The 16,053-nt window shown below is 65.5% G+C and carries 16 protein-coding genes; 1 reads left to right on the top strand and 15 read right to left on the bottom strand.

The annotated features are described in order from the left end of the window. Positions 1-778: LysR family transcriptional regulator (locus IC50_RS00985; protein WP_035699446.1), on the top strand; the 778-nt coding region annotated here is incomplete at its 5' end. A 7-nt stretch (positions 779-785) separates the two neighbouring features. On the opposite strand, the gene IC50_RS00990 is transcribed toward IC50_RS00985, so the two are convergent. The 15 genes from IC50_RS00990 to IC50_RS01060 all read right to left on the bottom strand — a co-directional run bounded on the left by IC50_RS00990 (position 786) and on the right by IC50_RS01060 (position 15,925). Then, complete coding sequence (locus IC50_RS00990) at positions 786-1,721, bottom strand: carbohydrate kinase family protein (protein WP_035699447.1); 936 nt, start codon at positions 1,719-1,721, stop codon at positions 786-788. A 5-nt stretch (positions 1,722-1,726) separates the two neighbouring features. Continuing rightward, on the bottom strand, positions 1,727-3,370 hold the full coding sequence (locus IC50_RS00995; RefSeq protein WP_035699449.1) for an FGGY-family carbohydrate kinase: 1,644 nt from the start codon (positions 3,368-3,370) through the stop codon (positions 1,727-1,729). A 39-nt stretch (positions 3,371-3,409) separates the two neighbouring features. Continuing rightward, positions 3,410-4,183: an SDR family NAD(P)-dependent oxidoreductase gene (locus IC50_RS01000; protein ID WP_035699450.1), complete on the bottom strand. Its 774-nt coding sequence runs from the start codon at positions 4,181-4,183 to the stop codon at positions 3,410-3,412. A 30-nt stretch (positions 4,184-4,213) separates the two neighbouring features. Beyond that, positions 4,214-5,221, bottom strand: a complete 1,008-nt coding sequence (locus tag IC50_RS01005; RefSeq protein WP_035699452.1) for an ABC transporter ATP-binding protein — start codon at positions 5,219-5,221, stop codon at positions 4,214-4,216. 14 nt (positions 5,222-5,235) lie between these two features. Then, a complete protein-coding gene (locus tag IC50_RS01010; RefSeq protein WP_035699454.1) occupies positions 5,236-6,066 on the bottom strand; it encodes a carbohydrate ABC transporter permease in 831 nt (276 codons plus the stop codon). A gap of 3 nt (positions 6,067-6,069) precedes the next feature. Continuing rightward, positions 6,070-6,942 (bottom strand): carbohydrate ABC transporter permease, encoded by an 873-nt coding sequence (locus tag IC50_RS01015; RefSeq protein WP_035699501.1) that lies wholly within the window; start codon positions 6,940-6,942, stop codon positions 6,070-6,072. A 92-nt stretch (positions 6,943-7,034) separates the two neighbouring features. After that, complete coding sequence (locus IC50_RS01020) at positions 7,035-8,348, bottom strand: ABC transporter substrate-binding protein (RefSeq protein WP_035699455.1); 1,314 nt, start codon at positions 8,346-8,348, stop codon at positions 7,035-7,037. A gap of 313 nt (positions 8,349-8,661) precedes the next feature. Then, positions 8,662-9,612: a sugar-binding transcriptional regulator gene (locus IC50_RS01025; protein ID WP_035699457.1), complete on the bottom strand. Its 951-nt coding sequence runs from the start codon at positions 9,610-9,612 to the stop codon at positions 8,662-8,664. A gap of 7 nt (positions 9,613-9,619) precedes the next feature. Continuing rightward, on the bottom strand, positions 9,620-10,282 hold the full coding sequence (locus tag IC50_RS01030; RefSeq protein WP_035699459.1) for an HAD family hydrolase: 663 nt from the start codon (positions 10,280-10,282) through the stop codon (positions 9,620-9,622). A 72-nt stretch (positions 10,283-10,354) separates the two neighbouring features. After that, complete coding sequence (locus IC50_RS01035; RefSeq protein WP_035699461.1) at positions 10,355-12,271, bottom strand: nitric oxide reductase activation protein NorD; 1,917 nt, start codon at positions 12,269-12,271, stop codon at positions 10,355-10,357. A gap of 9 nt (positions 12,272-12,280) precedes the next feature. After that, positions 12,281-13,090, bottom strand: coding sequence for a CbbQ/NirQ/NorQ/GpvN family protein (locus IC50_RS01040; protein ID WP_035699463.1), 810 nt, complete (start codon positions 13,088-13,090; stop codon positions 12,281-12,283). Between the two features lie 63 nt (positions 13,091-13,153). Further along, positions 13,154-14,500 (bottom strand): cbb3-type cytochrome c oxidase subunit I, encoded by a 1,347-nt coding sequence (locus IC50_RS01045; protein WP_035699465.1) that lies wholly within the window; start codon positions 14,498-14,500, stop codon positions 13,154-13,156. A gap of 37 nt (positions 14,501-14,537) precedes the next feature. Continuing rightward, the gene (locus tag IC50_RS01050; RefSeq protein ID WP_035699466.1) at positions 14,538-14,990 is read right to left on the bottom strand and encodes a c-type cytochrome; all 453 of its coding nucleotides are present in this window, start codon (positions 14,988-14,990) and stop codon (positions 14,538-14,540) included. 96 nt (positions 14,991-15,086) lie between these two features. After that, complete coding sequence (locus IC50_RS01055) at positions 15,087-15,347, bottom strand: cytochrome C oxidase subunit IV family protein (RefSeq protein ID WP_035699503.1); 261 nt, start codon at positions 15,345-15,347, stop codon at positions 15,087-15,089. 2 nt (positions 15,348-15,349) lie between these two features. After that, on the bottom strand, positions 15,350-15,925 hold the full coding sequence (locus tag IC50_RS01060) for a cytochrome c oxidase subunit 3 family protein (protein ID WP_035699467.1): 576 nt from the start codon (positions 15,923-15,925) through the stop codon (positions 15,350-15,352). Positions 15,926-16,053 lie beyond the last annotated feature (128 nt).

The raw sequence follows: 16,053 nt of genomic DNA on the forward strand, positions 1-16,053 counted from the left end.
CAAGCTGGAGGCCGAGATCGGCGCGCCGCTGTTCCGCCGCGGCACCCGTGGCATGGACCTGACGGAGGCAGGCCAGGCGCTGCTGGCGCGCGCAAGCGAGGCGCTGGCGCTGGCCGTCGACGGCGCCGAAGCCGCGCGCGCGGTCGCCGCCGGCAAGCGCGGGCGGCTCTCGGTCGGCTATATGTTCGTGCTGGCGAATGCGATGCTGCCGCGGCTCATCCCCGAGCTACGCCGCTCGGTTCCCGGCGTCGACCTTGAATTCGCCGAGCTCAGCGCATCGACGCGCGAGGCCCGGGTGCTCGATCGCAGCGTCACGGTTGCGCTGTGCATGCCGGCCATCAACCATCCCGAAATCCAGGTGGCGAGGATCGGTGCGCAACGCTTCATGCTGGCGATGCCGAGCAGCTCGCCGCTCGCCCGCCTGGGCTCCGTGCCGATGGCCCGGTTGAATGGCCGTCCGCTGATCGCGCTGCCGCATCCGGACCACGGTCCCGCATCGTCGGCCGTGGTCCCCCTGTTGCGCCGGCACCAGGTGGTGATGCCGATCGCGAGCCGGGTGGAGACGGTGCATTCGGCGATGAGCCTCGTGCTGGCCGGCGAAGGCCTCGCCATCCTGCCGGCCTGCGCGCAGCTCGGCGCCCCGCGCGGCATCGTGTTCAGGCCGCTGCGCGATGCCACCGACTCCCTCGACATCGCGGTGTGCTGGCGGCGCGATTCCCAGAGCCCACTGATCGGGACCTTCATCAAATGCGCCGAGAAAGCCGTCGCGCGGATGTGAGGCGGTGCTACCAGCTCCAATTGATCTCGCGGCTCCAGGGCGGATCGGCGCCCGGGCGCGTGCAGGTCAGGCCGGCGCAATTGGCGGCAAAGGAAAGCGCGCGGCGGAGCTCGTCGGCACCGATGTCATCGAGCCGCGCGCGCGCAAGACGTTGCTGCTTGTGCAGGGCAAACAGCAGCGCCGCCTGAAAGCTGTCGCCTGCCCCGATCGTGTCGGCGACCTCGACCCTGGGCGCCTCCACCTCGATCTGCCCTGCCCTTGCGTGCCAGGCGACCGCGCCATTGTTGCCGCGAGTAATGACGACGAGGCTGGTGCCCTGTCCGAGCAGCGCGCTCGCGCGCAGCGGATATGGCTCGTCGCCGAAGAGATAGGCGAAATCGACGTCCGACATCTTGATGAGATCCGCGCTGGCGGCGAAGCCGGCCATGCACGCGAGATAGGACGGCTTGTCCTTGACCAGATTGGGGCGGCAGTTCGGATCGAAGGAAATCGTGGACGTCGCCCGCGCGTCTGCGATCAGCGCCTTGGTCTCGGCCGCGCCCCGGTCGTTGACCAGCGTGGTCGAGCCGACATGGAGCGCTTCGACCGTGTCGAACGGAATTGTCCCGCGTCGGTAAGTCCAATTCCGCGTCGCGGTCTCGGCATCGTAGAATGCGTAATGCGACTCGCCCGCGACGATGCGGACGAAGGCGAGCGTGGTCTGGTGATCGCTGCGGGCGGCGAGACTGATATCGACCCTGGAGGCCGTGGCATGTTCGGCGATCATCCGCCCGAACAGGTCGGTCGAGATGCCGCCGACAAAACCGGCCGGCGCGCCCAGCCGCGCCATTCCGATCGCGACATTGAGGCAGGAACCGCCGACCGCCGGCATCACGGCCTCACGCCCGTCGACGTTTCGCGTCGGCACGAAATCGATCAGCGCATCGCCGCAGGCAATCAGCATCTCCCTCAACCTCTCGCGACGCTGCGCATCGCGGCACGGCTGCCGCGATCGACCTCGCGCAGCAGCTTGTAGACCTCGCGTTTCCGGGCATGAAAGGCCGCCATGTCAGGCACAGTCGGCTCGCTCTTGCGTCCCAGCGCCGACATCCTGGCCATGGTCTCGCCGATGGTGGCATAGGCACCGCCGGCCACCGCCCCCAGCATCGCGGCGCCCAGCAGCACCGGCTCCTTGGTCTGCGGCAGCGCGACCGTGAGGCCCGTGGTGTCGGCCATGATCTGCCGCACCAAAGGACTGCGGCTGGCACCGCCGCCCATGATCATGATGTTCGAGCGCACGCCATGCGCGGCAAAGGCCTCGATCACCTCGGCGAGACCATAGGCGAGCCCGCACAGACCGGCGACGAACAGGCGCTCCATCGAGGCGATGTCGGTGTCGAGATCGAGGCCGGCGATCACCGCGCGCGTGTCAGGGTCGGCATAGGGAGAGCGGTTGCCGATGAATTCGGGCAGCACGTGGAGGTGACGCGCGAGCAGCGCGGCACGGCTGGCATCGCCGGCCCGCGCGATGATGCGGCGCTCGAGGAAATCGATGAGGTCGAGACCTTCGCTCCGTGCCGCCGCGCTCGCCTCGGCATGGCCGGGATGCGACTTGAGCAGATGGTTGATCGCCGCGCCCGCGGCCGACTGGCCGCCCTCGTTGAGCCAGAAGTCCGGGACCATGCCGGAGTAATAAGGTCCCCACACTCCCGGCACGAAACATGGATCCTTCGTCGTCGCCATGATGCAGGCCGATGTTCCCATGATGTAGGCGAGACGGTCGCTCACATCGCCCGCCCCGCCCGCCCCATCGCGTCCGCCGATCGCGCCGATGCCGCCGGCATGGGCATCGATCAGCGACGCGCCGACCGGCGTGCCGGGTGCAAGGCCGAGCTCGGCCGCGGCGGCGCGCGTGAGGCCTGCGCCGAGCCGCGTGCCGGGTGCGACGATCTCGGTGCCGATGCGCGCGTAGTTCTCGGCGACGAAGTCGGACAGCCCGATGCGCTTGAAGAACGGCGCACTCCAGCCACCATCATGGGCGAGGTAGTTCCACTTGCAGGTGACGGTGCAGGTCGAACGCTGCAGCGAACCGGTCGCGCGCCAGGTCAAATAATCCGCGAGATCGAAGAAGTGCCCGGCGGCGTCGAAGCTCACGCGAAGATGCCGCTTCAGCCATAGCAGCTTCGGCATCTCCATCTCCGGCGAGATCGAGCCGCCGACGTAGCGCAGCACCGCATCCTCGGTCTCGTTGATCAGTCGCGCTTCGGCCGTGGCTCGGTGATCCATCCAGACGATGACGTTGCGCTGCTTGTCGCGGGATGCGCTGACGGTGAGCGGCTCGCCTTGCTTATCGAGCACGACCAGCGAGCAGGTGGCGTCGAAGCCGATGCCGCCGACGCCGTCAGGCGTGATGCCGGCCTCCGTCATTGCGGCGCGTACCGATGCCGCGCAGGCGTCCCAAATGTCCTGGGACGACTGCTCGACGATATCGCCGGCCTCGTGCCAGATCCGGATCGGGTGTCGTGCCATCGCGAGCAGCGTGCCGGCGTCGTCAAACACCCCAGCCCGCGTGCTCATGGTCCCCACGTCGACGCCAATATACACTCGCGGCATTGTCGCTCCCGGAAGCTCTCGTCAATTTTGACGGTAAGCCTACCAGCAAGTGTAGCCGCCATCCACCAGCACGATGCTGCCGGTCATCAGGCTCGCGGCGTCCGAAGCGAGAAACAGCACGACGGAGGCGATCTCCTCGACCTGCCCCATCCGCGCCATCGGAGTTCCACCGATCCAGGCGTCGTACATTTTCGGATTGCTTTTCACGAAGGCATTGAGCGGCGTTTCGATATAGGTCGGCGCCACCGCGTTGACACGGATGCCGCGCGCGCCCCATTCGGCGGCCAGCGACTTGGTCAGATGGTGCACGGCGGCCTTGGAGGCGTTGTAGAAGCACTGCTCCTGCGGCTTGTTGACGATGAAGCCGGACATCGAGCCGACATTGACGATGGCGCCGCTCCTGGCCTTGAGCATGTGCTTGCCGAACTCGCGGCAGCACCAGAAGGTGCCGTTGAGATTGACGTCGATGACGTTGAGCCAGTGCTCGTCGGTCACGGTCTCGGCCGGGGTCTCGCTGCGGGCGATGCCGGCATTGTTGACGAGGATGTCGACCTTGCCGTGACGGGCGACGAGGTCGTTCGCCACTTCCGCCACGCGTTTGGTGTCGGTGACGTCCATGATCGCAGTCTCGATGTCAAAGCCCTTCGCCTTCAAGCCGGCCTTGGCGCTGTCGGCGACCTTGCTGTCACGGTCGCCGATGATGACCCTGGCCCCGGCCTCGGCCAGCGCCTCCGCGCAGCCAAGGCCGATGCCCTGCCCGCCGCCGGTGATGAACGCGGTCTTGCCGTTCAGCTTGAATTTTTCCAGGTACATGGTCGTCTTTCCGTCTCTTGCCGTTTCTTGTCAGCTTCGAAGCGCGTTGCCGCTCTGGTCGAAGCGGTGGATGCGCGCGGGGTCCGGCACCAGCGACACGCGGTCGCCGGCGTGCAGGCTCAATTCGCCGATGTAGCGCGCGGTCAGCATGCCGAGCGGGCCGGCATCGACATAAAGGAAGGTGTCGCTGCCGAGATGCTCGGCCACCGAGATCGTTCCCTGCCAGCCACCGGCGCCATCGCGCTCGATCTTGAGGTGCTCCGGCCGCACGCCGATGGTGGCCGCGCCGCGCTGCAAGGCGGACTCGCCGGTGACGAAGTTCATCTTCGGCGAGCCGATGAAGCCGGCGACGAAGAGATTGGCGGGCCGCTCGTAGAGTTCCAGCGGTGACCCGTACTGCTCGATCTTTCCGCCGTTGAGCACGACGATCTTGTCCGCCATGGTCATGGCCTCGACCTGGTCGTGGGTGACGTAGACCGCGGTGGTGCCGAGCTGCTTCTGCAGCCGGGTCACCTCGATGCGCATCTGCACACGCAGCGCGGCATCGAGATTGGAGAGCGGCTCGTCGAACAGGAAGGCCTTGGGCTCGCGCACGATAGCACGGCCAATCGCAACGCGCTGACGCTGGCCGCCGGAAAGCTCCCGCGGCTTGCGGTCGAGATAGGGCGTGAGGTTGAGCGTCGCGGCCGCGGCCTCGACCTTGCGGTTGATCTCGTCCCTGGGCAGCCCGGCCATCTTCAGGCCGAAGCCGATATTGCCGCGCACGCTCATATGCGGATAGAGCGCGTAAGACTGGAACACCATCGACAGCCCGCGCTTGGCGGGCGGTGTGTCGACCACGTTCCTGCCGTCGATCAGGATGTTGCCGCCGGAGACGTCCTCGAGCCCCGCGATCAGCCGCAGCAGCGTGGTCTTGCCGCAGCCGGATGGACCGACGAACACCACGAAGGAGCCGTCGGCGATGTCCAAATCGGCGCCCTTGATGATGTGCACGGGGCCGAAGGATTTCTGCACGCCCTGAAGTGTGATCTGACCCATGATCCGGCAGCCCCCTACTTCACCGCGCCAAAAGTGAGCCCGCGCACGAGCTGCTTCTGGCTGAACCAACCGAGGACGAGAATCGGCGCGATCGCCAGCGTGGACGCCGCCGACAGCTTCGCCCAGAACAGCCCTTCCGGACTGGAATAGGACGCGATGAACGTGGTGAGCGGCGCCGCACTCGAGGTCGACAGGTTCAGCGTCCAGAACGCCTCGTTCCAGGCCAGTATCAAATTGAGCAACAAGGTCGATGCGAGCCCCGGAATCGCCATCGGCGTCAGCACGTAGACGAGCTCGCGGCCGATGGTGGCGCCGTCCATGCGCGCGGCCTCCAGAATGTCGCGCGGGATCTCCTTGAAATAGGTGAACAGCATCCAGATCACGATCGGCAGGTTGCCGAGGCAGAGGATGAAGACGAGGCCGATGCGGGAATCGAGCAAACCAAGACTCTTGTAGATCAGGTAGATCGGCACCAGCACGCCGACCGGCGGCATCATCTTGGTCGAGAGCATCCAGAGTAGGATGTCCTTGGTGCGCCTGGTCGGCGAGAACGCCATCGACCAGGCCGCGGGAATGGCTATCAGAAGCGCGATCAGCGTCGAGCCGCCGGCGATGATGACCGAGTTCATCGCGTGGTGGAAATAGTCGCTGCGCTCCTGCACGGTCACGTAGTTCTCGGTGGTCCAGTGGAAGAACAGGAAGGACGGCGGAATGGCAAAGGCCTCGAGCTCGGTCTTGAAGCTCGCCAGCACCATCCAGAGGATTGGGAAGAAGATCAAAAAACCGAACAACCAGGCTACCGCCGTCGATACCACCACCCGACGCGTCGTCGCCATGCGCGCCATGCTTCAAGCCTCCAGGTTGCGGCCGACGATGCGGACCAGGAAGAAGGCGACGATATTGGCGATCACCACCGCGACGAGGCCGCCCGCGGAGGCACTGCCGACGTCGAACTGGATCAGCGCCTGCGAATAGATCAGGAACGCGATGTTGGTGGTCTGAAGGCCCGGGCCGCCGCCGGTGGTGACGAAGATCTCGGCGAATACCGTCAGCAGGAAGATGGTCTCGATCAGGATCACCACCGTGATTGGGCGCGCGAGATGCGGCAGGGTGATGTAGATGAAGGTCGAAACCGCGCTGGCGCCGTCCATCTCGGCGGCCTCCTTCTGCTCCTCGTCGAGCGATTGCAGCGCGGTGAGCAGGATCAGCGTCGCGAACGGCAGCCATTGCCACGTCACGATCAGGATCACCGCAAGCAGCGGCACATCGTTGAACCAGTCGATCGGCGTCAGGTGAAATAACGAGGCGAGCCAGGCGAACAGGCCGGATACCGGATGCATCAGCAGGTTCTTCCAGACCAGCGCGCTCACCGTCGGCATCACGAAGAACGGCGCGATCACCATCAGGCGGACGAAATTGCGGCCGATCACCGGCTGGTCCATCAACAGCGCCAGCGGAATGCCGAGCAGGATGGTCAGCGCCAGCACCGAGCCGACCAGCACCAGAGTGTTCTGGAGCGAGGCAAGGAATGCGGGATCGGTGAGGAAGTAGCGGAAGTTTTCCAGCCCGACGAAGGATTCGGAACCGGGATCGAGCAGGCTGTAGTGCAGCGTCGAGAAGTAGATCGTCAGCGCGAGCGGGACGATCATCCAGACGAACAGCAGCCCGACCGCCGGCGTCAGGAGCGAGCGCGCAAGAAATTGCGTCTGCCGGGTCGCCATCCCTGGCTTCTCCTTTTCGGGGAAGAAGGCGGCCATCCATCCGGGGATGGGTGGATGGCCGCGAGTCTGAGCTCAGGAGGAAGAGCCCGGATTCACTTGATGTAGCCGGCGCGCTTCATCTCGCGCTCGGTCGCCGATTGCGCCGCGGTCAGCGCGGCATCGACCGTCATCGATCCCGCAAGCGCGGCCGAGAATTGCTGGCCGACCTGGGTGCCGATCCCCTGGAATTCGGGAATCGCAGCGTATTGCACACCGACGTAAGGAACCGGCTTTACCGTCGGCTTGTTCGGATCGGCCGCGTCGATCGAGGCCAGCGTCAGCTTGGCGAACGGCGCGACCTTGAGATAGTCGGGGTTCTGGTAGAGCGAGGTGCGCGTGCCCGGCGGCACGTTGGCCCAGCCCTCCTTCGACGCGACGAGCCTGGTGTAGTCCTTGCTCGTCGCCCAGGCGATGAACTTCTCGGCTGCTTCGGTCTTCTTCGAGCCGGCGGGTATCGCCAGATTCCAGGCCCACAGCCAGTTGGCGTTCTTGCCGAGCCCGGTGTTGGGCGCCAGCGCGAAGCCGACCTTGTCGGCGACCTTGGAGTCCTTCGGGTTGGTGACGAAGGAGGCCGCCACCGTGGCATCGATCCACATCGCGCATTTGCCGGCGTTGAACAGTGCCAGGTTCTCGTTGAAGCCGTTGGAGCTTGCGCCGGGCGGGCCGGCCTCCTTCATCAGATTGACGTAGGTCGTCAGCGTCGCCTTCCATTCCGGAGTGTTGAATTGCGGCTGCCACTTCTCGTCGAACCAGCGCGCACCGTAGGAATTGGCCATCGCCGAGAGGAAAGCCATGTTCTCGCCCCACCCCGCCTTGCCGCGCAGGCAGATGCCGTAGGTGCCGCCGCCCTTGTCGGTGAGCTTCTTGGCCGCGGCGATCACGAAGTCCCATGTCGGCTTCTCCGGCATCTTCAGGCCGGCCTTCTCGAACAAATCGGTGCGGTACATCACCATCGAGCTCTCGCCGTAGAACGGCGCGGCGTAGAGCTTGCCGTCGGCGGAGACCGCGTCCCTGATCTTCGGCAGGAGGTCGGCGACGTCGTAGTCGGCGCCGAGATTGGCGAGCGGCACCAGCCAGCCCTTCTTGGCCCAGATCGGCACCTCATAGGTGCCGATGGTGAGCACGTCGAACTGGCCGCCCTTGGTGGCGATGTCGGTGGTGACGCGCTGGCGCAGCACGTTCTCCTCCAGCGTCACCCATTTCACGCTGATATCAGGATTTCTCTTGGTGAATTCGCTCGTGAGCCCCTGCATGCGGATCATGTCGCCGTTGTTGACGGTGGCGATGGTCAGGGTCGTTTCGGCCATCGCGGGGACGGCCAGCAGCAGGCAAGACGCGCCGCACACGGCGCCCAGGACATGTTTCACGGTGACCTCCCTTAAGTCGCGCCTTTGAGCATATGCCCACGCGTTGAGCGCATGTTCAACGCAAGGAAAGAGGATTGTCAAGCAGGCGGCGGGCGTTTGCGCAACTTATGAGTGCTGCGATGCGGGAGTGATGGAGTGGTGCCCCCTCACCCACGGTGTCATGCCCCGCGAAGGGGCATCCAGTACTCCGTGCCGTCTATTGGTTTGCCTCAAGCCTGGCCGCGGCGTACTGGATCGTCCGCTTTCGCGGACGATGATAGCGGTATGGGTTGATAGGTCGCCCACCTCGCGAGCGAATGGCGAGAGCTAGCCTCTACCGCTCCAGAATCGCCCTCGCCGTCGTCTCGTCCGTGATCAGGCCGTTGATCAGCTCCCCGCTCAGCGCCGCCGCGATTGCTGCCACCTTGGCCCCACCCACCGCAGCCCCGATGGTCGTGGTCTTCGCCGGCACTTCCGGCGGAATGCTGGTGAGGCGCTTGTTGGTGCCGGCCTTGAGCAGGCGACCCTTGGCATCATAGGCCCAGCCGGTGATCTCGCCGATGGCACCCAGCCGCATCATCTCGAACAATTCGTCGCGGGTGACGAAGCCGTCGACGTGCACCTGCGCCTTCTGGTCCATCTGGCCGATGCCGACGAGGCGCAGGTCAGCCCTGGCCGCGACCGCCTTCACCTTCGCGATCGGCTCGATGCGCACCATCCTGTTGCGCTCGTCCTCCGACGACATCAGGAACGGCAGCGGCATCGGGTAATGCCGCGCGCCGGTGCGGTCGGCGAGCCGGCCGACGGTGTCGTAGAAGCTCGCCGAGCCGTCGGCGGAGATGTTGCCGACCAGCGAGACGATCTGGTGATTGGGCCGGTCGATCGGCGTGACGCGCTCGACCGCAGCACGCACCGCGCGGCCCGTGCCGAGCGCGACGATGACGGGCGTCTCCGAGCGCAGCGTCGCGTCGAGCAGGTTGGCACAGCGTTCGGCGATGCCCGCAGTCGCCTGCGGCGCGGCAGGATCTGCCGGCACGACCTCGCAATGGACGAGGTTGAACCGCTCCTTCAGGCGCGAGGCCAGCTCCATGCAGGCGGCAATGGGATGCTCGAGCCGGAACGTGATCAGACGTTCGGCCAGGCACAGCGAGACCAGCCGCTGCGCCGAAGCGCGCGAGACCTGGAGCATCCTGGCGATCTCGTCCTGGGTGTGGCCGGCGATGAAATAGAGCCAGCCGGCACGTGCGGCGTCGTCGAGTCTCGACTTGTCGTTCTCGACGGCCATGCGGGCCTCACGCCTCCCAGAAATCGCTCATATGCGCGAAGACCCGATCGGCCCCGGCGGCGGACAATATAGCGCGGCCGTCGCGGGCGCGATAATGGCTGCCGCCGACAAATCCCCAGACAGTCATGCCGGCCGCCCTGCCCGCCTGCACGCCGCTGACGCTATCCTCGATCACCAGGGTGCGCGCAGGTTGCGCCCCCATCTTCTCCGCCGCGTAGAGGAAGAGATCGGGCGCCGGCTTGCCGTGCTCGACCATCTGCGCGGTGTAGATCCGATCGCCAAAATGCGCCCGAAGATTGGTGACGTCGAGCGACAGCGAGACGCGATCGATGTCGCTCGATGAGGCCACGCAGACCGGCACGGCGAGCCCCGCGATCACCGCCCCTACCCCCGGGATCGGCTCGAGCGATGCGGCAAACCTCTCCAGCACGCGTGACTTCAATCCCGGCAGGAAGCTGTCCGGTAGCGACCTCCCGAGATCACGATAATGCTGCTCGATCGCCTTGGTGCTGCGTCCGAGAAACAACTCCAGCGCCTGCGCCTCGCTGAGCGCGAGACCGAACCCGGCCAGCTCTTCAGACAGGCAGCGGCAGCTCAAGAGCTCGCTGTCGACGAGCACGCCGTCGCAGTCGAAGATGATCAGATCGGGTTGTGGCCGGCCTTGGTGCATCCGCCCATTCGATCATATGCCCAACCTATGAGCAATAGCTCACAAAAATCAACCGAGGTTTAGGCCTGCGGGTCAATGCGCCACCTGCCGGTAGATCGCCGGCAGTGCCCCCGGCAACCGCTTGACGTTGCCGACGATGGCGTAGCCACCGCGTCCGAACAGCGTCGGAAAGTAGGATTGTGCCGTCGCGTCGATCGTCACTCCGAAGACCGCGATGCCGAGCCGGCGCGCCTCCTGCACGGATTTCCTGGTGTCTTCGACCGCAAAGCGCCCTTCATAGTGATCGACATCATTCGGCTTGCCGTCGGTGAGGACGAGCAGCAGCTTCTTGCGCTGGGGTTGGCGCGCCAGCTCGGCCGAGGCGTGGCGGACGGCCGCCCCGATCCGGGTGTAATAGCCGGGTTTGAGCGCGCCGATGCGGCGCTCGACGACTCCGCTCATCGGCTCGCCGAACGCCTTGATGGTCTCGATCCGCACCCAGGATCGCCGACGCGAGGTGAAGGTCAGGATGCTGTGGTGATCGCCGCAGGCCGACAGTCCGTGCGCGAGCACGAGCAGCGCCTCCTTCTCGACGTCGAGCACGCGATAGCCGTCGACCCAGGCGTCCGTCGAGAGCGAAACGTCGACCAGCAGCGTGACGGCGAGATCGTGCCCCTTCGGGCGCATCGCCATGTGGACGCGATCGAGACCACTGCTGCTGCCAGCGCGGAGGTCGCATCTCGCCCGCACGAGCGCATCGAGGTCGAGATCATGTCCGTCGGCCTGGGCACGCATCAATTCGCGGCGCGGCCGCAAGACCTCGAAGCGGCGGCGCACCTGGCGGACGTGCCGGCGCACGGTTTCATCAGGCGTCCAGCTCTCGCCTCGCTCGGAGGCCGCAGCGGCGAGCACGCGACAATGATCCGGCAGATAGGAGCTGCTGCGATAATCCCATTCGGGATAGGTCAGGTCCGCATTGAGCTGTGAGCCATCGAGGGCCTCCGGAGGCAGGTCGAGATCGAACTTGAACCGGCTCGCGGGCTTGCCGCTGCGGCGGCTGAGCGTGATCTCCTCGAGATCGTCGGCCGCCTTCTGCGCGTCCTCGTCCTCGCCGTCGTCGGCCGGACGATCGACATTGACCATCTCGGCCATCGCCAGGATCTTCTCGAAGCGGTTGAGCACGAAAGGATCGCGGCGGTTGGCGTTGTCCTCGCGCTCGCGGACGGCAAAGCGTTTGCGATCGTTCTCGGCCGCGGCCTCCGCGCCCGGCGCGCACTCGTCCTCGCCGGCATGCGCGGGCGAGAGATCGCGCGTCCAGCAATCCCCCCAGAGTGGGCATGGCAGGATCGAATGATAGCCCGGAGGCGCCTTGGCCGGTAGCGGACCCGTCCCCATCATCGCCGGCCACAACCTGCCCGCGGGTGCTTTGCCGGCTCCGAGCAAGGCCACCACGATCTGCTCGAGCTCCTGCTCGATGCGCGGCAAGGAACGGCGAGGCCGGGCCTCGGCAGTTGCCCCGGCGAGCCGGGCGTAATCGGCGACAAGGCCGGGAAACTGGGTGAGCACGAAGACCGCCGTCTCGCTCGCCCGGCGCAACACCAGAAGATCCCGCCGCAGCGGATCGGCCTCCGCGATCGTCTCGATCGGCGCCGCCGCGAACCATGCCGCAAGCCAGCGATAGAGCGATGCATTCAGCGCACGGTCGGGAAAGATTGCGATGCGATCGGGAAGGAAGATGGTTGCGGCATCGCGGCCCGGCTGCTCGAGCCGCTCGTCGCCAAGACCGATGCGCTGTCGCCAGCCGAGACGATGCCCGGATTTTCGGGCCCCCGCGCTCGCGATCTGCACGCCCGTCTCACCGCCGAGCGCACGGAACGTCACCGCGAGACGACCTCTCATCTCGGAAAGCGCAACGGCATGATCGTCATGAACGGGATAGCTCGCGGTGCCGCCGACCATCCGATGCCAGGCGCGGCCGACCGTCTCCTCCAGTTCGAGGAAGTCGAGCATGACGCACCCTCATCCGATGACGGCGCGGGCGACGTCGAGCAGCGCCGCCTTCACGTCGGCGTCGTCAGTCAGCGGCTCGATCATGCCGGCCAGCACGGCATCGGCGACCGGCGTGCCAGCGGCAATCAGGGTCGCGCAATAGACGACGAGCCGGGTCGAGACGCCCTCCTCCAGATCGTGGCCCCTGAGCGCGCGCAACCGGCCAGCCAGCGCGACGAGCGGCCGCACGCGCTCCGGCGACAGTCCGCTTTCGGCGGACACGACGGCGATCTCCTGCTCGGGCGGCAGGAAGCCGAATTCGATGGCAACGAAGCGCTGCCGCGTCGAGGGCTTCAGCGCCTTCAGCAGCGTCTGGTAGCCGGGATTGTAGGAGACGACGAGCATGAAGCTATTCGGCGCCACCAGTTCCTCGCCGGTACGCTCCAGCGGCAGGATGCGGCGATCATCGGTCAGGGGATGCAGCACTACGGTGACGTCCTTGCGCGCTTCCACGACCTCGTCGAGATAGCAGATGCCGCCCTCGCGCACGGCGCGCGTCAGCGGACCGTCGGTCCATACCGTGTCGCCGCCGCGGAGCAGATAGCGGCCAGTAAGATCGGCCGCGGTGAGATCGTCGTGGCAGGCGACGGTATGCAGCGGCAGTCCCAGCCGCGCCGCCATGTGCGCGACGAAGCGTGTCTTGCCGCAGCCGGTCGGCCCCTTGAGCAGAACCGGCAGACGCCGTCGCCAGGCATGCTCGAACAGCTCGCATTCGTTTCCGGATGGAACATAGGCCGGCAGCGCCGGCGCCGAGGTGACCGTGTGAAGGGCAGCTTTCATGATATCTCTCCGGACGTTCCAGGAAGTCTGGCGGCCGCGGCGAACCGCGGCCGCCAGTTGCGTTTACTCAGCCGGCTGCAGCGCGACGGGAATGGTCGCCTGCTTTTCGCGGCCGGGCACCAGCACGGCCCAGACGAACATCAGCGCGGAGATCGCGACGAACACACCGGAGCCGAGCCGGACCCAGTAGAACATCGCCAGCTGGTCCTGCACGTCCATGTAGCCTTGGCCGAGCACGCGCTGGAGATGGACCTGGACCACGCCGGCGAAGGTCAGCGCGAAGGTCATCACCATCATGGCGGTGCACATGATCCAGAAGCTGGTCATGGAGAGCCACTGGTTGTACGGCGCCCGTCCCTTCAGCTGCGGGATCGCATAGGCCATCACCGACAGGTTCAGCATCACATAGGCGCCGAAGAAGGCGAGATGGCCGTGCGCCGCGGTGACCTGGGTGCCGTGGGTGTAGTAGTTCACCGAGGACAGCGTGTGCAGGAAGCCCCAGACGCCGGCGCCGAGGAACGCCATCACCGAGCAGCCGACCGACCACAGCAGCGCGGCGCGGTTCGGATGCTTGCGGCCGGCCTTCCAGGTCATCTGCACCGTGAAGATCACCATGGTGAAGAAGGGTGCAACCTCGAGCGTGGAGAACAGCGAGCCGATCCACTGCCAGTAGCCGGGCGCGCCGATCCAGTAGAAGTGATGACCGGTGCCGAGAATCCCGGAGAAGAGCGCAAGGCCGATGATGACATAGAGCCATTTCTCCACGACCTCGCGGTCGATGCCGTTGAGCTTGATCATGAGATAGGCGAGCACAGAGGCCATGATCAGCTCCCAGACGCCTTCGACCCAGAGATGGACGACGTACCACCAGTACATCTTGTCGACCGCGAGGTTCGCGGGGTTGTAGAAGGCGAACAGGAAGAAGATCGCGACGCCCCACAGGCCGAACAGGAGGATGTTGGTGACCGTGGTCTTGCGGCCCTTGAGCGCCGTCATCGTGACGTTGAACAGGAACATCAGGCAGACGACGACGATGCCGACCTTGATGATGAAGGGCTGTTCGAGGAATTCGCGGCCCTCATGGTAGTGGAAGAGATATCCGACCACGGCCACGCCTGCCGCGCCAAAAAACATCCAGAACTGGATTTTCGCCAGCAGCGGGCTGTACAACTCGGTCTCAGTTTCCTCAGGCAACAGGAAGTAGGTCGCGCCCATGAAGCCGATCAGCGACCATACGATCAGCGCGTTGGTGTGGATCATCCTGACGATGTTGAACGGCAGGAGGGTCGACAGGGTGTTGGGCAGGACGTAGATGGTTCCGGCGAGCAGGCCGAACAGGACCTGGGCCAGGAACAGGGTCAGCGCGCCGTAGAAATACAGCATCGCGACTTTCTGGGTCTGATATTTCATCTCGGGTTCTCTCTGTATTGAAGAGGATGCGGCGTGCTCAACCGGCCTTGTTCGGCGGCCAGTCCTGGCGCTTGATCGTGCTCACCCATTGCAGGAAGTCGGCGAGATCGTTGAGCTCCTGGTCGGTGAGGTTGAACTGCGGCATCTGCCGGCGGCCTTCCGCGCCCGACGGCTGGGACTGCATCCAGGCCTTCAGCGTCTCGCGCGCAGCGGTCGGGTCTTCCTTGCCGCCCCAGCGGTCCCAGACATTGCCGACTTCGGGCGCGAAATAGGCGCCCTCGCCCAGCAGGGTGTGGCAGTTGATGCAGGAGTTCTTTTCCCAGACATGCTTGCCGCGGGCGACCGACGACGTCAGCATCGTCGCGTCCGTGGAAGTCGTGGCCATGTAGTAATGGCTGTGCGCCGTCAGCCCTATGAAGATGGCGAAGAAGAAGGCCGAGCCGCCGTAGAAGACATTTCGAGCGGCCGACTTGGTCAGGCGTTCAGCCATTGCCAATCCTTTCCCGTTTGATTCCTGAAGAAATGCGATGGTGTGATTTATTGCCGCTTTGCCCCGCGCGTTCTTTGTCAGGGCGCAATGAGCGCGTCAGATCAGGGCGACGACGGCCGAGGCGAGCCACGCAAGCAGCAGAACGATCAGGATCCAGGTTCCGACCAGACCGCGCCAGAGCGCGGGCGCGGCGCGAAGATCCATGAAGTCGAGCGCGAGTCGGCGGCCCTTGAGCGCGGCGAAGGCGAGCAGCAGAGCATTGCCGAGCAGCGCCCGCGGCACCAGCGGCGGCACCAGGATGGTCGCAAGCGCGAGGCCGATCAGCACGATCCAGGTGATGTCGATACGATCCGGCATCGTCATTTCACCAGATAGACAATCGGAAACATGACGATCCAGACCAGATCGACCATGTGCCAGAAGGCCGTTCCCGTCTCGACGCCCAGTATCCCGGCGCGGCGGCACACCACGGCGAGGATGACGATGCCGAGACCGACATGCAGAAGATGAAAGCCGGTCAAAAGGAAGTAGAGCGTGAAGAACGGGCTGGTTTCGAGCCCGACGCCTCGTCCAATTTCTTCCGCATATTCGGCGAGCTTGATCGCGATGAAGAGACCGCCGAGCGCCATCGCGCCGAAAATCCAGGATCGCGCCACCGGCCGCTCCCCTGCACGCGCCGCCTTCGTCGCTCTTGCCGCCGCCCAGCCGCTGGTGACCAGCACGAGGGTATTGAGGCCGGCGAGATTCGAATCGAGTGCTGACTGCCCCGCCGCGAACATCGCGGGGTGGATCGCGCGCGCGACCGAGAAGGCGCCGAGGAACAAGCCGAAGGCGACGAGTTCGCTGAAGATCAGCACCCAGATCATGGGATCACCGGGGAGATCTTCCAGGATTCCCCAGCCGGTTTCCTGTTGTTCGCACTCGGCGGTCGACATCGTCTTTCCGGATCAGGACACCGGTCAGACTTAGCCCGGCTGCTCCGTTCCGAGTTTGTCGCCGGACAAACTGGAGAGCTACCGCGCGCTTGTTTGCGCCGACGCAACGTCCGGCCGGCCGGATCGCG

Source organism: Bradyrhizobium genomosp. I (2014) (assembly GCF_000261685.1).
Lineage (GTDB): Bacteria > Pseudomonadota > Alphaproteobacteria > Rhizobiales > Xanthobacteraceae > Bradyrhizobium.

Excerpts from the sequence above, each read along its gene's own strand:
- IC50_RS00990 (WP_035699447.1), bottom strand. The coding sequence starts at position 1,721 with ATGCTGATTGCCTGCGGCGATGCGCTGATCGATTTCGTGCCGACGCGA.
- IC50_RS00995 (WP_035699449.1), bottom strand. The coding sequence starts at position 3,370 with ATGCCGCGAGTGTATATTGGCGTCGACGTGGGGACCATGAGCACGCGG.
- IC50_RS01000 (WP_035699450.1), bottom strand. The coding sequence starts at position 4,183 with ATGTACCTGGAAAAATTCAAGCTGAACGGCAAGACCGCGTTCATCACC.
- IC50_RS01005 (WP_035699452.1), bottom strand. The coding sequence starts at position 5,221 with ATGGGTCAGATCACACTTCAGGGCGTGCAGAAATCCTTCGGCCCCGTG.
- IC50_RS01010 (WP_035699454.1), bottom strand. The coding sequence starts at position 6,066 with ATGGCGCGCATGGCGACGACGCGTCGGGTGGTGGTATCGACGGCGGTA.
- IC50_RS01015 (WP_035699501.1), bottom strand. The coding sequence starts at position 6,942 with ATGGCGACCCGGCAGACGCAATTTCTTGCGCGCTCGCTCCTGACGCCG.
- IC50_RS01025 (WP_035699457.1), bottom strand. The coding sequence starts at position 9,612 with ATGGCCGTCGAGAACGACAAGTCGAGACTCGACGACGCCGCACGTGCC.
- IC50_RS01030 (WP_035699459.1), bottom strand. The coding sequence starts at position 10,282 with ATGCACCAAGGCCGGCCACAACCCGATCTGATCATCTTCGACTGCGAC.
- IC50_RS01035 (WP_035699461.1), bottom strand. The coding sequence starts at position 12,271 with ATGCTCGACTTCCTCGAACTGGAGGAGACGGTCGGCCGCGCCTGGCAT.
- IC50_RS01040 (WP_035699463.1), bottom strand. The coding sequence starts at position 13,090 with ATGAAAGCTGCCCTTCACACGGTCACCTCGGCGCCGGCGCTGCCGGCC.
- IC50_RS01045 (WP_035699465.1), bottom strand. The coding sequence starts at position 14,500 with ATGAAATATCAGACCCAGAAAGTCGCGATGCTGTATTTCTACGGCGCG.
- IC50_RS01050 (WP_035699466.1), bottom strand. The coding sequence starts at position 14,990 with ATGGCTGAACGCCTGACCAAGTCGGCCGCTCGAAATGTCTTCTACGGC.
- IC50_RS01055 (WP_035699503.1), bottom strand. The coding sequence starts at position 15,347 with ATGCCGGATCGTATCGACATCACCTGGATCGTGCTGATCGGCCTCGCG.
- IC50_RS01060 (WP_035699467.1), bottom strand. The coding sequence starts at position 15,925 with ATGTCGACCGCCGAGTGCGAACAACAGGAAACCGGCTGGGGAATCCTG.